The following is a 16601-nucleotide window of genomic DNA, read 5'->3' as shown; positions in this document are numbered from 1 at the left end:
CCTTGCTTTCGCACAATAATCAAGCCAAAATTAGGCATTCGGATTCTTCTCGCGGATGCGTTTGTACACTTTAAATCCAATCATTAATAAGATTCCTAATACGAAAATTCCAATCACGCCAAAAATCCAATTGATAGCGCTTTTTAAAATCACCAAAAAGATCACGGCAAATAGAATAAATGTCGCACCTTCATTCCACAATCGCATAAAATTGGACGTATACCGCACGTCATCTTTTTGCAATTGCTTGTACATTTGGTGTGTTTTTAAATGATATAGAATTAGCAAAAATACAAATGCTAGCTTTACGTGCATCCAACCCAATTGCAATAAAGATGCATTGGCAATGAGTAGCAACACTGCAAAAAGAGTTGCCAACACCATGGATGGCCACCCAATAATAAACCACAAGCGTTTTGCCATAAGTTTGAGTTGTGTGCCTAAAATTTCCTTGTCAGGCGAAGGTTTGTGAAAGGCTTCAATTTGATATACAAACAAGCGCGGAATATAAAATAACGCCGCAAACCATGTGACTACAAATATTAAATGCAGTGCTTTTATGTAACCGTAATATTCTAATAACATTTAGTCTTCTATAAAGAGATAATTTAGTTTTTTCGCATTAAAAGCATCGTTAAACGCTTTGATTTCAGTATCAATCAAGTTGTTGAATGTGCTGAGTTCTGCATTAATTTTTTGTGTCAATTCGTTTTTCACCGCAATATCTTGTTCGGTTGGTGCAAAATCGCCCATGCTTACGAGCGAATTTAAGTGTCCTAATTTGTTTGTGAGACGAATTGGAAAATTCAACGGATCTTGTCCACTGCGGTTTTTCGTTTGATACAACGCTTCTTCAATTTCCGTGAATTGCTTTTTCAATTCCTTCGCTTTGTCTACCAATTCTTTTACGTTTTCGTCGTCCTTATATTGTGTTGCAAAAGAGGTCAATTTTGCATTGATCTTACGAATTTTTTTGATCGATTTGTGTGCGTTGTCCATCGTAGCATTCACATCTTTGATGAAATCAAATTGCTTTTGCATGTCGGCAAGCGTACTTTCGGCTCTTTTATCGGCTAAAATTGTAAAAGGTTTCGTGATTTCAACCGCATCTTCTCCTTCTTTTTTCACGGTCAATTTTACTTTGTATTCGCCTGGCACTGCTTTTGGTCCGTTGAGACTTGCCCACCACAAAATCATTCCTTTTAAACGTTCTGTACCTTTATACATCATGTTCCACACAAACATATTCGCGCCTTTGTCAACCGTAAGTTTGTCCTTCTCCTTATTTTTTGTGCTGAATGTTTTTATAACATCACCATTCGCTTCCATATACGTTAGCGAAACCTCATCTTTTTCGTCATACTCATTGAGATAGAAAAACGTCATCACGCCATTTGGATGATTGGTTCCTTCGGTTTTACTTCCTTTTTGAGAACCGCCGCGCATTCTGTAACTATCTTTTGGCTTGTAAAGAATGTGTGCATTTTTTGTGAGATTGTATTGTTGGTGAATCACGGTTAAATCGTCAATAATCCACACACTTCTTCCTTGTGTCGCCACGACTAAATTGTTGTCTTTTACGATTAGATCCGTAATTGGAACAATTGGCAAGTTTAGCTGAAACGATTGCCAGTTTTTTCCATCGTCAAACGAAATATACATGCCTGTTTCCGTTCCTGCGTACAGTAAACCTTTGCGTTTTGGATCTTCACGAACCACGCGTGTAAAATGCTCCGAATTAATTCCGTTCGTAATTTTTGTCCACGTTTTTCCGTAATCAGTCGTTTTATAGATATAAGGATTAAAATCGCCTGTTTTGTATTTCGTTCCCGCTACATAACACGTTCCTGCATCAAATGCACTTGGCTCAATGCTGTTGATCATCATCCAATCGGGCATTCCTTTTGGCGTTACATTTTGCCAAGTTTGTCCACCATCTTGCGTGATATGAATCAATCCGTCGTCACTTCCAATCCATAGTAAACCTTCTTTCAATGACGATTCTTGCGCAGCAAAAATAGTACAGTAATATTCTACGGAAGTGTTATCCTGCGTAATCGGTCCGCCAGAAGATTTCAATTTTTCCGGATCGTTTCGCGTCAAATCGGGACTGATAATTTTCCAAGATTGTCCTTCATTTTCGGTGACATGCACACGATTTGAAAAGGTATATAATTTATTCGGATTGTGTTTTGAAAAAATAATTGGGAAATTCCACTGAAAGCGATATTTCATGCCTTCTGCGCCGTGTCCCATCGGATTATCTGGCCACACATTTATAGCACGAACTGTTCCTTTTTTATGATTTACTCTCGTGAGGAAACCGTCGTAACTTCCTCCATATACGATGTCATTGTCTTTTGGATCGACCGCAATATGTGCCGATTCGCCACCAGCCGTACTTTCCCAATCGTCTTCCGAAATAGAGCGTCCGTCAGTTCTATGTGGAATTCGTATGGTAGAATTGTCTTGTTGTGCTACATAAATTCTATAAGGAAAACTGTTATCCGTTGTGACACGATAAAATTGTGACGTCGGTTGATTGTGATACGTGCTCCAAGTTTCGCCGCCATCATAGGTTATTTGCGCGCCACCATCATCGCCAATAATCATGCGTTTTGGATTTTCGGGTGCAATCCACAAATCGTGATGATCTCCGTGCGGAGCGTTGTACGTACTGAATGTTTTTCCGCCATCCGTACTTTTATGATAACGCACGTTTAATACATACACCACATCTTCGTTTTCGGTATCTGCATACACACGTGTGTAGTACCAAGCGCGCTGACGCAATTTACGTTCGCTGTTGACTTGCGTCCACGTTTCGCCGCCGTCTTCACTTCGGTACAAACCACCTTTGTCTTTGTTTTCTACAATTGCCCAAACACGTTGATTGTTAAGTGGAGAAACGGTAACTCCAATAATTCCCAAAGTTCCTGTTGGAAATCCTTTTTTCGTGGAGATTTCTGTCCACGTTTCGCCGCTATCGGTACTTTTCCACAAAGCGGAACCATCGCCACCAGAACTTAAACTGTACGGCGTTCTGCGAACTCGCCAGGTAGAAGCGTACAGAATTCTTGGGTTTGTAGGATCAATTAGCAAATCGACAACACCTGCATCTGCATTGGCAAACAAGGTTTTTTTCCATGTTTTTCCGCCATCTATACTTTTGTAAACACCTCTATCATTGGAAGATTTGTAAATATTTCCCATCACACCAGCATATACAATATCTGAATTTGTAGGATGCACTGCCATTCTTGGAATATGTCGTGAATTTTTAAGTCCCGAAGCTTTCCATGTTTTTCCAGCGTCGACACTTTTCCAAACGCCGTACCCTGAAGAAACATTTCCACGCACGGTTTTTTCACCACCGCCAACATACATGACATTCGGATCGCTTTTTGAAACCGTAATGGAACCGATACTTCCGCCAAAATAACCGTCAGAAATATTTTCCCAAGCGCGTCCGCCATTGGTTGTTTTCCAAATTCCGCCGCCTGTTGCTCCAAAGTAGAACAAATTTGGTTTGTTGGGAACGCCTGTGACTGCGGCGCTTCGTCCGCCACGAAACGGCCCGATAAGTCTGTATTCTAGGTTTTTATAATACGTTTCGTCAAAAGTTTGTGCTTGTGCTTCCAATTGGCTGGCTAGGGTAAGAAATAGCGCCAGTAGTAGAGTTGTAATTCGCATTTTTTAGGCTCGTTTGGTTTTAGCTACTAAAATACGGATTATTCTTTTAGGATGGATTTGTGTTTTTGTTAATTGTTGTTTTGTGGATTTGTTTTTAATAACTCTTAACCTATAAATAAAAGCAAGCGGCTTTTCGAGTGGTTTTTCGAAATGAAATGGAGAAAAATTGTATTTCGACTGCCCTCAATAAAGCTATCGAGGAATACTCACAAATACGGAATAAACTTCAAAGTACATCTCGATACAATTTTCTAACGAAAATCACTCGATGTGACGTCTTTGTTTGATAATACTACACTTTCTAAACAACTGCGTAGTTTCTAGAAGAAACAAATTGTGCTTTGAAATAATTCAACATTCAGCATCTAAAAATCTAAAAGGCAATCTAAAATATACTCAGATGATATTTGAAACTTCTCAATACTAATTCATCACTCAATGTGTTGTCTTTGTTTGATAATACTACACTTTATAAACAACTGCGTAGTTTCTAAAAGAAACAAATTGTGCTTTGAAATAATTCAACATTTAAAATTCAACATTTAACATCTAAGATCACTTCAACGTACGTCTCACTTCCCGATTTAAATACCAACCAGTAACAATCGTTGACATCAAATCGGCAATTGGAAAGGCAACCCAAACTCCAAAGATTCCAAAGTATTGTGGTAAGATGAGAATTAACGGAATGAGGAAAAAACCTTGTTTGGTTAAGGTGAGCAATAACGCAGGAACGGCTTTTCCAATGGCTTGAAAATAGCCTGCACCAATCATTTGTACCGCGATTAATGGTGTGACTAGAAATACCCAACGCAGTGCATTTGGCGTTTCACGAATAACGGTTTCGTCTTTGGTGAACACTTGCGTGATTTGTTCTGGAAAAAACATGATGACGGCAAAGATTATCAACGCCAAACCTGTTCCATATTTGATGGATATATTGATACTTTCGCGCACACGCGCCAACTTTTCTGCTCCGTAATTGTAACCTGCAATTGGTAGAAATCCTTGCGAAATTCCCATCACAGGAAATAGTGCAAACATTAACATTCTGCTGATAATTCCATAAATGGTAACCGACGTTTCGCCGCCATATTGAAATAGTGTATGATTGAGAATGATGGAAAGAATACTCACCATTCCTTGTCGCGCCAAGGTTACACCACCGAGTTCTGTTATTTCACGCACAATAGCATGTTCTAACTTGAAACAACGCAATTTAATTTTAAGTTCACTGTGTTTTGATAGGAAAAACCAATAGATGAAGAGAAAGCAGATAAAGTACGAAATGGACGTTGCCCAAGCCGCGCCTGCCATGCCCATATCCAACACATTGATAAATAAATAATCGAAAAATATGTTTCCAAACGCAGGAAGAATCAACGCAACCATGGCAAATTTTGGTTTGCCTTCTGCACGCACCACAGGATTTCCCGTCATACACAATGCCAAAAAAGGAATTCCGTACATGACAATGACATAGTAGATTTCGGCGGGCGGTAAAATTTTACCTTTCGCACCAAATAATGCCAAGGCTTCTTCTTTAAAGATGAGTCCGACAATGACAAAGAAAATTGCCAAACCGAACGACATGACAATCATGTTTCCAAACGTTCGCTGTGCTTTGTCGTGATCGTCTCTTCCTAACGCTCTGGAAATGATGGACGCGCCACCAACACCAATTGCCATTCCAATAGAAGCTATTAAAAAGGTAAGCGGTACCACAACCGTTATTGCCGCAATTGCCATCGCACCAATCCATTGTCCCACAAAAATGGTATCAACAACCATATTGAGCGACATGACAAGGATTCCAATCGACGCTGGAACCGCTTGTGCAATGAGCAATTTACCGATGGGTTGCGTTCCTAGTTCGGCAGATTTGTTGGTTGCCATTAGGCGTTTATTTCTTCTTTAGCTTCGGAAGTTACACTCCATTCGTTAATCCAACGGGTCATAACTTTTACCCACTCATCATCGTCGTTTAGGCAAGGAATATGCTGATATTCTTCTCCTCCAGCTTCTTTGAATTCTTCTTCACCTTCCATTGCAATTTCTTCAAGCGTTTCCAAACAATCGGCTACGAATGCTGGCGTGATGACAACTAAATTCTTTTTGCCTTCTTCTGGAAAACGTTCAAATTCTTTATCCGTATACGGTTTTAACCAAGGATCGCCACCGAGACGCGATTGGAACGAGTTGCTGAATTTATCTGCTGGCAAGTCTAAATATTCACCCACTAATTTTGTGGTTTCAAAACATTGATGTCTGTAGCAATATTCGTGTGCTTTTGACGGCGTATTGCAACAACTTCCGTCCATTTTGCAATGCGATTTTGTTGGATCAGATTTACGAATATGTCTTTCTGGAATTCCGTGATACGAAAACAGAATATGATCGTAATCAATGTCTGCGATGTGTTTTTTTATTTTTTCTGAAAGTACGCGGATGTAATCTGGATGTTTGTAAAAAGGCGGCACAACTGTCAATTCCATGTTTGGGAAGTGTGCTTTTTGCTCTTCTTCCGTTTTGACAACTACCGTTTCGTACGAAGACATCGCGTAGTGTGGATACAGTGGAACAACCAATACTTCATCTACACCTTGATCGTGCAATTCTTTCAATCCTTTGTGAATGCTCATGGAACCGTAACGCATTCCCAATGCAACAGGCACTTTGGCGCGCGCTTTAATTTTTTCTTGAAAACGTTCAGAGATAATGATTAATGGAGAACCTTCATCCCACCAGATTTTTTGATAGGCTTTTGCCGATTTTTTCGGACGCGTATTGAGAATGATTCCTTTTACTAAGAACGTTCGAAGCCATTTTGGAACATCAATCACGCGTTCGTCCATTAAGAATTCGGCTAAATATGTTTTTACGTCTTTAGGATTTGGGCTATCTGGCGAACCAAGATTTATCAGTAATACACCTTTCATTTGTTTGTTTTTTAGTCTTCTTTTTAAAGAATTACAAAAATACGACTCTATCTTCAAATATTGCACAGACAAGTATAGGAAATGTTTATACACTCATTAAAAAGCCTTTTTTACGCATTATGATTCTGTTAACATGAAAGAATTCATATCTTTAGTACATTAGTTGACATTTTACCGAGAACACGATTACCATTAATTTTTTCTACCTTTTTTATGAGATTATATATTTCACTCTTATTTCTGTGCTGCACCACTTTTTTAATTGCTCAAGAAGACAAACAAAGTCTGCTTTGGGAAGTTTCTGGAAATGGCATGGAAAAACCGTCTTTTTTGTACGGAACGATGCACGTGAGTAAGAAAGTTGCGTTCCGATTGGACGATGTGTTTTTTAAAGCATTGAATGAAGCCGAAACGGTTGCCCTAGAATCTGATCCGACAACCTGGCTGGCACATAATTATGAACAAATGTCTGAAGAATCCCCACAAAGTTATGGGGAAGAGAATTTTTACAATCGAAATTTCAATCCGCGATTTTCCAAGAAAGAAGCCGTGCGACGCATTATTCGATTTGACAATAGAATCATCAACGGATATTTGTACCGCAAACAAGCTGGCGCGGATGATTTTGAAGAAGAAACCTACTTGGATATGTTTATTTACCAAGCAGGAAAAAAGAACAACAAACCGATTATTAGTTTAGAAGACATCAAAGAATCGCGGTATTTAACTTCGCGCGCAGCGTATAATATTTTGAAGAAAAAACCGGATGAATGGGTTCAAAAAATGTTCAAAGATCAAAATCGCTATACCGTTCAAGAAGACGCGTACAGAGATCGAAATATTTGGCTACTCGATTCTATTGGCGCCGCTGTAAATACTGATTTTTATCGTGAACACATGTTGTACAAACGCAATGAAAATATGGTCATTGTGATGGATTCGCTCATGCAACATAAAACCGTTTTTGCAGGTGTTGGTGCCGCACATTTAGCAGGAGAAAAAGGCATGTTGCAAATGTTAGAAGATCGTGGATATACGGTGAAACCGTTGACGTCTAAACAAACCGATTTTGCCATGAAAGCAAAAGTTGAGTTGGAAGACTTGCACGTACAACCTGAATTGAATAGTTACAGCACGCCTGATGGTTTTATTACCATAAAAACGTTTGATGAACTGCGTGAATTTGTATATAAAGAACAAAAATTTTACCTCGCACCCGACATGACCAACGGTGCATATTTGACCATTACACGTTTAAATACCTACGATCTGTTTCCGAATGAGGAAAAAATTACCTTGGAAGAAATTGATCCATTATTATACGAAGACATTCCTGGCGATATTATTTCCAAAGAACCGTTGACGAGTCCGTTTCCTGGATTTAGCATTGTGAATAAAACGAAAAAAGGCGATTACCAGAAGTATCATATTTACAAAACGCCGTTGGAAATGATCATCATCAAATTTGGCGGAAAGAAAGATTTTGTACTACAATATGAGCAAGAAATTTTTAACTCGATACAATTTCGCAAACCTTCTAACGAATTAAAAACCTATACTTCGGAATTTAATAAATACGCGTTTTTATTTCCTGCAAATTTTATTTCAGACAACACCAAAAACGTAGGAAATAAGTTGTTGCAAGCCGCTGTGAATGACGAATATTATTTCTTTAAAGAAGTCTTTAATAACGACATCAGCTATATTGAAGAAGATGCGTTTGAAGCAGAATATATTCACGATAATTTTTACAAAAAACTTGATATTGAGAAGATTGATGGCACCTTTGTCAATTATGATTATAAAAGTTATGAATCGTCCGCGATTGTTGATACGATTTCAAAGCGGAAAATCTACCTAAAAACCATCGTAAAAGATGAAAGTTATTATTTGCTCGGCATGATCACTGACGATGCACAAAAGGCACAAACCTATTTTACATCGTTCAAACTAAAAACACCAACATATAAAGAATTTAACAAAGTGTTGGATACTTCTCTGCATTTTTCCGTGTTGACCAATACCAAACAACCTGCAATTGGATCTTCGTATAATTCGCGATTCAATCCTGATAAAAAGGAGTATGATCAAGAAAAAAAATACATTACCTATACGTCAAAAAGCAATGAAAAAGTATTGGTGCGCCGCGTAAAATATCACGACTTGCAAATGTTTCACAATATTGACAGTTTGTGGGATGGCATGGAACGTTTTTACGAATATAATTTTGTAATTGAAGATAAAAAACGTGCACAAAAAGATAATCTATATTACAGCACGTATATTTTAAAAGATACCGCGAGCGCAAAACGAATATACCGAAAAAATATCTTGAAAAATGGTGTTTTATTTAGCTTAACTACGTTGGAAGATTCCATCGCAGCACGTTCAGAATTTGTGAAGAATTTTTACGAAACCTTTACGCCGTTAGATACTTTACTTGGGAAAGATGTGTTTGTAGACAAAACGCAAATTTTCTTTGATGGCATTAAAAATAATGACAGCATTGTACTCAAAGCGTATGCTAAAATTAAGTTTGATGATGCACATGCAAATCCAATTATTGAACTTTTGAAAACACACGAGTTTGATGAAGATCGAGAGAATATTAAAAACTATTTAATTTCGTCTTTAGGAAAGCTTGAAAATGATCGAATTTTTCCATTTTTAAAAGAATTATACATTGAAGCGTACGACAAGCCAAAAACACAAACGGCGATTTTAAAAACGCTGTTACAACAGAAAGATGAAGCTTCTTACGAAATGATTTTGGAGTTGTTAGAAAAAGATTTTCCGCTAGATTCAAGAGCCATCAATCGACTGTTTAAAACAGGAAAAGACAGGTTAGAATTGAAAAAGGAATTGTTCCCTGAATTGCTAAAATACTCAAGCATTCAAGAGTATAAAATGCCTATTTATCAACTATTAACGCAATTAAGCGATAGTAGTCTCATCAAACCAAAAATTTATAAAAAGTATAAAAATCAATTGTTGAACGATGCCCGAATTGAAGTGAAGCGGAACTTAGGGAAATCGTCTTCTTACAATTATAAAAGCGGACAAGCATTGGAGTTATATGTAAAGTTGTTATTTCCGTTCCGAAAGGATAAAAACGTTCGAGATTTCTATCAAAAATTGATCAAAACAGAAGCAAAAACCGCCTTGACGACGTATGTAGTATTGTTGGCAAAAAACAAAGAACAAATTCCTGGCGAATTGAAAGAAAAGACCTTTTTTGATGACAAAGCGCTGGCTTCTATGTTATGGAAATTGGCAGAAAACGACTTGTTAGCCATTGTTCCCGATTCGCTGAAAACCCAACAACACTATGCAAAAGCAGGACTAATGAGTCGCATTGGACTCGATAAAGAGAAAGACACCATTTCGTTTGTAAAAACGGTGAACGTCACAAATGAAGATGGCGATATTACCATTTATTTTTTCAAAGTCACAGAAGAAAATCGCTATCGTGATACGAACAAATTATATCATGTGGCATTTGTGGACAAACCAACATTGAACACCGAACCGTATTTATTGACCAAATCGAGAGGCAAACGCATTTACGGTGCGGAAATTGACGAAGAATTGTTTGAAGAAGCCGTAGAACAAGTAAAATATAAACGACGAAAACGCATCAGCGGACGAACGCGGTCATATTAATGTGCATCGCGGAGCGGGAGACTCGCGATAGCAAACAGCTGACGTAGAGACTTGCACTGACGCTGGCGCGAGTCTCCCGACTCGCGCCGTAACTTCTAATTCACAACTGCGTTTTCAAGTGTTAGCCTATTCAATTCTTCCATCGTAATCGTATGATTTTCATCAATAAAATCTGCAATCTTTAGCACAACTGCGGAAATTTGCTCAGGTAAATTCATAATGTGTGGACAAATTCGAAGTGCTTCAGGATGTGGATTATCGCCTTTTCTTTCTGGAATAAAACCAACTGCAAAACGATGTCGATCGCCTCTTTTCCCGTATAAATAATTGTATAAATTTTCATGATTAAGTGTTCTTCTAGGTGGAATTATTGAAAACACTGTTACACCATTAGAGAATTTTTCAGAAATAGGCGTTATGTGAATAATTTCGATTCGTAATCTTCCAGCGATGTATTTTAATTTTTTTCGCAAGTCATTTTGAAGAAATTTTACGCGCTTTTCAATACGTTTTGGATCGTTCCCATTGATGTTATTGTGTTGTGCAATCGTATGTCCTAACGCATAAAGATTGGCTTCATCTCTTTGCCCTAGCAATTCAAATCGCGATGTATCTTTTGGCAGTTCATCTTTAAAACCTATTTTTCCATCATACGCATGAATGCTAATATCGAAATTTTTAGCGCGCTCAGGTTTCATGTAAAAAATGCCTGTTTCAAAAGGTCCCATCAACCATTTGTGCGAACTTGACGCAAAACTGTCACAATCGACACCTTTGACACCATTTTTTTCTATCAAATTGATCCCCAATCCGCCCCAACTTACAGCGCCATCAACATGAATGTGCATGTCTGGATATTCCGCGCGGACTCTTTTTACAATTTCTTGGGAAGGCATACAGATTCCCGAAATGTTAGATACTTCCGAAAAACTCAACATTACCGTTTTACCATCCGTATTTTTGATGGTATCAATAATAATGTCACCTATTTTTTTTAGAATTTCAGCATCTGTCCACTGAAAAAAATCGACTTCTTTCAGTGAAAATAGCTGCACCTTTTTCGTTGCGGTTGATCGTAATTTCCAGACATTATTATTCGTCGGATGATTTTCATCCCACAACAAAACGGTATTTCCTTCCCAAAGCTTAAATCCTTTAGAAAGTTGATTGTTGGCTTCACTCGTATTCCGAACCAACGCAATGTTTTTAATCTCAGATGTAGATACCGCGCCCACATGTTGACCAATTACCTTACGTATCGTTTCTAAAATTCGTGTATACCGTTCTTTTCTCGATTGCATCGAAATATCTGCATTAAACTGTAAGCGCAACGAATTGATGCTTCTCAGCACTGGAAAAAATGTAGGACACAAATTGGCAGAATTCATTGGTTCTACTTCAAAATTTGGATTGACTCCGCTATCAAAAAATAATTTTCGAACCTGCGCCCAATCAAAAATTGCTTCAACAGTAGAAGTCAGTTTAAAATCTTGTTTTAGTAGATGATATTGTTCGTCAGTAATTAATGATTGTTGTGCTAGTGTTTCTACAAGCGCAAGCATGTCGTGTTGAATCGTATTCGTTTCCATACTATTTCAATTAAATTGTGTTTCTTACTCGTTTCAGGTTTTTCAGAGATCACCTTTTCTTAAAACACAAATTTGAATAGAAATACAGTCCTAAAACAGCCCATAATTACGGAAAATACCTTTGCGGATAGTACGCAAAAGCAACGTATTTATACGTTAACGCGAGTTTAAACTCATGCCAACAAATAAGATAAGTGTAGTACATTTACTTGTAATAATCTTTTAAATCATATTTTAATGGGTACATTTTCAAATTACCACATTAACACACTATTCACGCTAACTCGCACTTGATACAATATACTTTTTCGGTGTAGTGCCATATTTCTTTTTAAATGCAGCAATAAAGTGACTTGCCGTGCTATACCCGACTTTATGACCAACTTCATTCACGTTATAACTGCCTGATTCTAAAAGTTTTCGAGCATATTCCATTTTATAATCAAACAAAAAGCTAAACACGGAATCGCCATAAATTTGCTTAAAACCTTCTTTCAATTTCTTAATATTCAAACCAACTTCATTTGCCAATTCCTGCAAGCCTGGAGGTTCTGCCATATTTGCAATAACGATATCTTTCGCGCGACGGATTTTTAATACATTCTCTTCATCTACCAAAAACGGACATTGCTCAATATCGGCATCTTCACTTCGATTAAAATACAAACTCAGCAGCTCGTAGGCTTTTCCTTTTAAATATAATTTTTTGATGGATTCGTGCATGTTGTTGTTCAGCATTTGATTCAACACCACAGCCATCATCGGCGTTATTTTTTTAGTATCGTAGTACTTTTTATCTTTCTTATCGGCATCTAAAAAGTGAATATAATTGGCTTCGGTAGAAAATAACGAGTGAAACTTTTTAATAGGAATCAACACAGAAATCAACCATGTTTTAGCGCTTACATCGACATTAATCGGTAAATCTGTTTGCGGATTGTATAATAACAATGCATGTTCATCCAACACATCAAAAGAATACCTTCCATTGTTAAAATTGAATTTACACGCGCCTTTTACACAAAAATGAAACTGTATGAAGCTACTGTCAATTTCGCGGATAAGTTGCTGAGTATCATCACTATCATTTTGAAGCTTCAAAATATAGAAGCCATCTTCGACCTGAGTCTCTTTAAAAGTCCTTTGAGCGTTATTTTTTTCCTCCATAAGTAGAAATACCTGTTTTTGTCTTATTTAGAATGATTCTATGCTAGATCCCCTAAAAAGCCCTATTTTGCAGTAAAATTACAACTTTTCATAAGTTTTTCATGATATTTATCATAAAAAACTTATAGCGTTATAAAAAGTCCTTTGAGCGTTATTTTTATTTCGCACTGAATGATACTTTTGTTACCGATTCTGAATCACTATGAAGCAATATAACATTTCTAAACATAATTCTTTCTACTGTGTAGGCTTGAGCTATCAAAAAGCAGAAGCACATATTAGAGGAAAATTTAGTTTGACAGATGCAGCGCAGGCTTCCATATTAGAAACTACCAAGGTTCAACATATTGGAGATGGCGCGCTCATCATTTCTACTTGTAACCGAACAGAAATCTACGGTTTTGCTTCACATCCTTGCCAATTTATCAAATTATTGTGCGACTATTCAAATGGAACTGCGGAAGAGTTTGAAAAAGTAGCGTATATCTATAAGAATAAAGATGCTATCAATCAGATGTTCAAAGTTGGAAGTGGTTTGGATAGTCAAATTTTAGGTGATTTCGAAATCATCTCACAATTAAAAAAAGGATTCAAAGCTTCGCAAAAAGTAGGATTGATCAATGGTTTTATGGAACGTTTGGTAAATTCAGTCATTACCGCAAGCAAACGTATTAAGAACGAAACAGAAATTTCTTCAGGAGCCACTTCGGTTGCTTTTGCGTCCGTTCAATACATATTGAGAAACATAGAAAACATTTCAGAAAAAAATATTCTCCTTTTCGGAACTGGTAAAATTGGTCGAAATACCTGTGAAAATTTAGTGAAACACACTAAAAACGATCACATTACACTGATTAATAGAACGAAAGACAAAGCTGAAAGAATTGCTGGAAAGTTCAATCTAACAGTGAAAGATTACGAAGCACTTTCCGAGGAAATTCAAAAAACAGATGTACTTATTGTTGCAACCGGCGCGCACCGTCCAACAGTTTCCAAAGAAGATATTCTAACCAACAAAGAATTATTAATTCTCGATTTATCCATTCCAGAAAATGTATCGCGTAATGTAACAGAACTTGACAATGTAACCTTAGTTCATTTAGATGCATTATCGCAAATTACCGATGAAACTTTGGAGCGTAGAAAAGCAGATGTGCCAAAAGCGGAAATCATCATTTCAGAAGTAAAATCAGAATTCATCGCTTGGTTGGAAACTCGAAAATTTGCACCAACGATCAAAGCGTTGAAACAAAAATTGACAGCGATCAAAAATGCTGAATTGGACTTTCAACGTAAAAAACTCAATGATTTCGACGAATCGCAAGCAGAAATCATCAGCAATAGAATCATTCAAAAAATAACTACACAATTCGCCAATCATCTCAAAGGTGATAGTACCACTTCAGAAGAAAGTGTAGCACTAATACAAAAAGTATTTCAATTGGAAAACAACTCACTATGAGTAAACGCATCAGAATCGGGACTAGAGATAGTGAACTCGCATTGTGGCAAGCCAAAGTCGTACAAGAACAACTCGAATTTTTAGGGCATACAACCGAATTAGTTCCTGTAAAAGCTACAGGCGATTTAGTCTTAGACAAACCACTTTACGAACTCGGAATTACAGGGATTTTCACCCGAACGCTTGATATTGCCATGCTTAACGGCGACATTGATATTGCTGTGCATTCGCTAAAAGATGTTCCTACAGTTCTTCCGAAAGGTATTGTACAAGCTGCCGTGTTAAAACGCGGAAATGTACGCGACATGTTGGTTTTTAAGAAAAATGAAGAATTTTTATCGCAACGCGAAGCTGTGATTGCCACAGGAAGCTTGCGCCGAAAAGCACAATGGCTACACCGATACCCAACACATACCATTGAAGATTTACGAGGAAATGTAAACACGCGTTTGCAAAAACTGCAAGACAATGAACACTGGAATGGTGCTATTTTCGCTGCCGCGGGATTGGGACGTATTGGTTTACGACCAGAAGATTCTGTGAATTTAGAATGGATGGTTCCAGCGCCAGCACAAGGTGCTATTATGATTACAGCGCTAGAAGCTGATGAAGAAGTAAGAACAATTTGCGCAGAAATCAATCATGAAGAAACAGAAATTTGTACAACCATTGAACGCAAATTTTTAAACTTATTAGAAGGTGGTTGTACCGCGCCAATTGGTGCCATTGCCTATATAAAAGATGACGTTGTCACGCTAGAAGGTGTATTGCTAAGCACTGACGGAACGAAGCGAATTTACGTAACACGTTACGAAAAACTCGGCGAACATCACGAATTGGCACAATACTGTTCAGACTTTATCATTGAACGTGGCGGAAAACGCTTGATGGATGAAATCAAAAACACGGGCAAGCAAATTAATGTGTATTCTACCAAATTGTTGACAGAAGCACAACGCCAAAAATTCAATGACGGAATTGTTATGGAAAGTAGCGATTTCATCAAAATTAGCACAAATAGAATCAAGCCGCAAGTCGTTCGAAAACCAATTAAAAACGTTATCATTACCAGTAAAAATGCCGTAGAAGCCTTGGTGCAAAACTTTTCATCTGCCGAATTGCAATTTGAAAACATTTACTGCGTTGGGAGAAGAACAAAAAAGCTCATTGAGCAAAAAATTGGTCCTGTGACCAAATCGACACGCAACTCAAAACTACTGGCGGAGTATTTAGTAGAATTTATCGAAGGAACAACCGCAACCTATTTTTGCAGTGACATTCGCTTAGATGCATTGCCAAAAATTTTAGAAGAAAATCATATAGAAGTCACAGAAGTACACGCGTACAAAACCATGTTGGATGCGGAAAAATTACAAGACGGCATTGAAGGCGTCCTATTTTACAGTCCATCAACAGTACAAAGTTATGTTTCCGCCAACAAAGCCAAAGGAATTGCATATTGTATTGGCGAAACGACTGCCAACGAAGCAAAAAAACACTTTGAAGATGTAAGAGTTGCCAAAGTCCCAACCGTGGAAAGTGTGATTGAGTTGGTCAACTCGCACTACGCTCGTTAGCTGTTAGCTGTTAGCTGTTAGCTGTTAGCTGTTAGCTGTTAGCTGTTAGCTAAAAAATAAAAATATTCGTTTAAAATAATTATACAGTAAAAAATTATCAACAAAAATACGAAAGGCTAGAATCTAGAAGCTAAAAAAAATGAGGGATTTTAAGAAATTAGAGATTTGGAAAAACGGAATCGCACTTGTAAAAGAAGTTTACAAACTCTCAGATAATTTACCTTCAACAGAAAGATACGGATTAAAAAGTCAAATAACACGTGCTGCGGTTTCTATTCCTTCAAACATAGCGGAAGGTTGTAGTAGAAATAGTGAAATAGAATTCAAAAGATTCTTGGAAATCGCAATAGGTTCGCTATTCGAATTAGAAACACAAATGATCATTATTACAGAACTCAATCTAATTGAAGCTTCTAAGATAAATTCAATTTTAGCATTGATTCAAAAAGAAGGTAAAATGATTAACGGATTAATAAACAAAATCAAAAATAGCTAAAAGCAAAGAGCCAAA

10 protein-coding genes are annotated in these 16601 nt (G+C 37.4%); 4 read left to right on the top strand and 6 right to left on the bottom strand.

Annotation, left to right across the window (positions count from 1 at the left end):
- Nucleotides 1–30 precede the first annotated feature (30 nt).
- The 4 genes from KORDIASMS9_RS06525 to hemH all read right to left on the bottom strand — a co-directional run bounded on the left by KORDIASMS9_RS06525 (nucleotide 31) and on the right by hemH (nucleotide 6632).
- Nucleotides 31–585 (bottom strand): CopD family protein, encoded by a 555-nt coding sequence (locus tag KORDIASMS9_RS06525; RefSeq protein WP_114902074.1) that lies wholly within the window; start codon nucleotides 583–585, stop codon nucleotides 31–33.
- The gene (locus KORDIASMS9_RS06520) at nucleotides 586–3693 is read right to left on the bottom strand and encodes a glycosyl hydrolase (protein WP_114902073.1); all 3108 of its coding nucleotides are present in this window, start codon (nucleotides 3691–3693) and stop codon (nucleotides 586–588) included. It abuts the gene before it with no gap.
- Between the two features lie 555 nt (nucleotides 3694–4248).
- Nucleotides 4249–5589 carry an MATE family efflux transporter gene (locus KORDIASMS9_RS06515; protein WP_114902072.1) on the bottom strand — a complete coding sequence of 447 codons (1341 nt, stop codon included), beginning with the start codon at nucleotides 5587–5589 and terminating at the stop codon, nucleotides 4249–4251.
- Nucleotides 5589–6632, bottom strand: coding sequence for a ferrochelatase (hemH, locus tag KORDIASMS9_RS06510; protein ID WP_114902071.1), 1044 nt, complete (start codon nucleotides 6630–6632; stop codon nucleotides 5589–5591). The genes KORDIASMS9_RS06515 and hemH overlap by 1 nt, the downstream gene beginning before the upstream one ends.
- A 213-nt stretch (nucleotides 6633–6845) precedes the next feature.
- Here hemH and KORDIASMS9_RS06505 point away from each other — a divergent pair, with 213 nt between their 5' ends.
- The gene (locus KORDIASMS9_RS06505; protein ID WP_114902070.1) at nucleotides 6846–10295 is read left to right on the top strand and encodes a TraB/GumN family protein; all 3450 of its coding nucleotides are present in this window, start codon (nucleotides 6846–6848) and stop codon (nucleotides 10293–10295) included.
- 95 nt (nucleotides 10296–10390) lie between these two features.
- On the opposite strand, the gene KORDIASMS9_RS06500 is transcribed toward KORDIASMS9_RS06505, so the two are convergent.
- Together KORDIASMS9_RS06500 and KORDIASMS9_RS06495 are read right to left on the bottom strand one after the other, a co-directional pair.
- The gene (locus tag KORDIASMS9_RS06500; RefSeq protein WP_114902069.1) at nucleotides 10391–11884 is read right to left on the bottom strand and encodes an aminotransferase class V-fold PLP-dependent enzyme; all 1494 of its coding nucleotides are present in this window, start codon (nucleotides 11882–11884) and stop codon (nucleotides 10391–10393) included.
- A 279-nt stretch (nucleotides 11885–12163) separates the two neighbouring features.
- Entirely contained in the window at nucleotides 12164–13051 is an 888-nt protein-coding gene (locus KORDIASMS9_RS06495; protein WP_114902068.1) for a helix-turn-helix transcriptional regulator, read from the bottom strand.
- Between the two features lie 202 nt (nucleotides 13052–13253).
- On the opposite strand from KORDIASMS9_RS06495, the gene hemA reads away from it, so the two are divergent.
- The 3 genes from hemA to KORDIASMS9_RS06480 all read left to right on the top strand — a co-directional run bounded on the left by hemA (nucleotide 13254) and on the right by KORDIASMS9_RS06480 (nucleotide 16586).
- On the top strand, nucleotides 13254–14513 hold the full coding sequence (hemA, locus tag KORDIASMS9_RS06490; RefSeq protein WP_114902067.1) for a glutamyl-tRNA reductase: 1260 nt from the start codon (nucleotides 13254–13256) through the stop codon (nucleotides 14511–14513).
- Nucleotides 14510–16090 carry a hydroxymethylbilane synthase gene (hemC, locus tag KORDIASMS9_RS06485; RefSeq protein WP_114902066.1) on the top strand — a complete coding sequence of 527 codons (1581 nt, stop codon included), beginning with the start codon at nucleotides 14510–14512 and terminating at the stop codon, nucleotides 16088–16090. The genes hemA and hemC overlap by 4 nt, the downstream gene beginning before the upstream one ends.
- 139 nt (nucleotides 16091–16229) lie before the next feature.
- Complete coding sequence (locus tag KORDIASMS9_RS06480; RefSeq protein ID WP_114902065.1) at nucleotides 16230–16586, top strand: four helix bundle protein; 357 nt, start codon at nucleotides 16230–16232, stop codon at nucleotides 16584–16586.
- Nucleotides 16587–16601: the final 15 nt, after the last annotated feature.

Source organism: Kordia sp. SMS9, from assembly GCF_003352465.1.
In the GTDB taxonomy this organism is placed as follows: domain Bacteria; phylum Bacteroidota; class Bacteroidia; order Flavobacteriales; family Flavobacteriaceae; genus Kordia.
Note: the sequence above shows the minus strand (reverse complement) of the source record. Positions and strands in the feature narration are given on the sequence as shown.

Coding starts and splice junctions, on each gene's coding strand:
- KORDIASMS9_RS06525 (WP_114902074.1), bottom strand. CDS start 585: ATGTTATTAGAATATTACGGTTACATAAAAGCACTGCATTTAATATTT.
- KORDIASMS9_RS06520 (WP_114902073.1), bottom strand. CDS start 3,693: ATGCGAATTACAACTCTACTACTGGCGCTATTTCTTACCCTAGCCAGC.
- KORDIASMS9_RS06515 (WP_114902072.1), bottom strand. CDS start 5,589: ATGGCAACCAACAAATCTGCCGAACTAGGAACGCAACCCATCGGTAAA.
- hemH (WP_114902071.1), bottom strand. CDS start 6,632: ATGAAAGGTGTATTACTGATAAATCTTGGTTCGCCAGATAGCCCAAAT.
- KORDIASMS9_RS06505 (WP_114902070.1), top strand. CDS start 6,846: ATGAGATTATATATTTCACTCTTATTTCTGTGCTGCACCACTTTTTTA.
- KORDIASMS9_RS06500 (WP_114902069.1), bottom strand. CDS start 11,884: ATGGAAACGAATACGATTCAACACGACATGCTTGCGCTTGTAGAAACA.
- KORDIASMS9_RS06495 (WP_114902068.1), bottom strand. CDS start 13,051: ATGGAGGAAAAAAATAACGCTCAAAGGACTTTTAAAGAGACTCAGGTC.
- hemA (WP_114902067.1), top strand. CDS start 13,254: ATGAAGCAATATAACATTTCTAAACATAATTCTTTCTACTGTGTAGGC.
- hemC (WP_114902066.1), top strand. CDS start 14,510: ATGAGTAAACGCATCAGAATCGGGACTAGAGATAGTGAACTCGCATTG.
- KORDIASMS9_RS06480 (WP_114902065.1), top strand. CDS start 16,230: ATGAGGGATTTTAAGAAATTAGAGATTTGGAAAAACGGAATCGCACTT.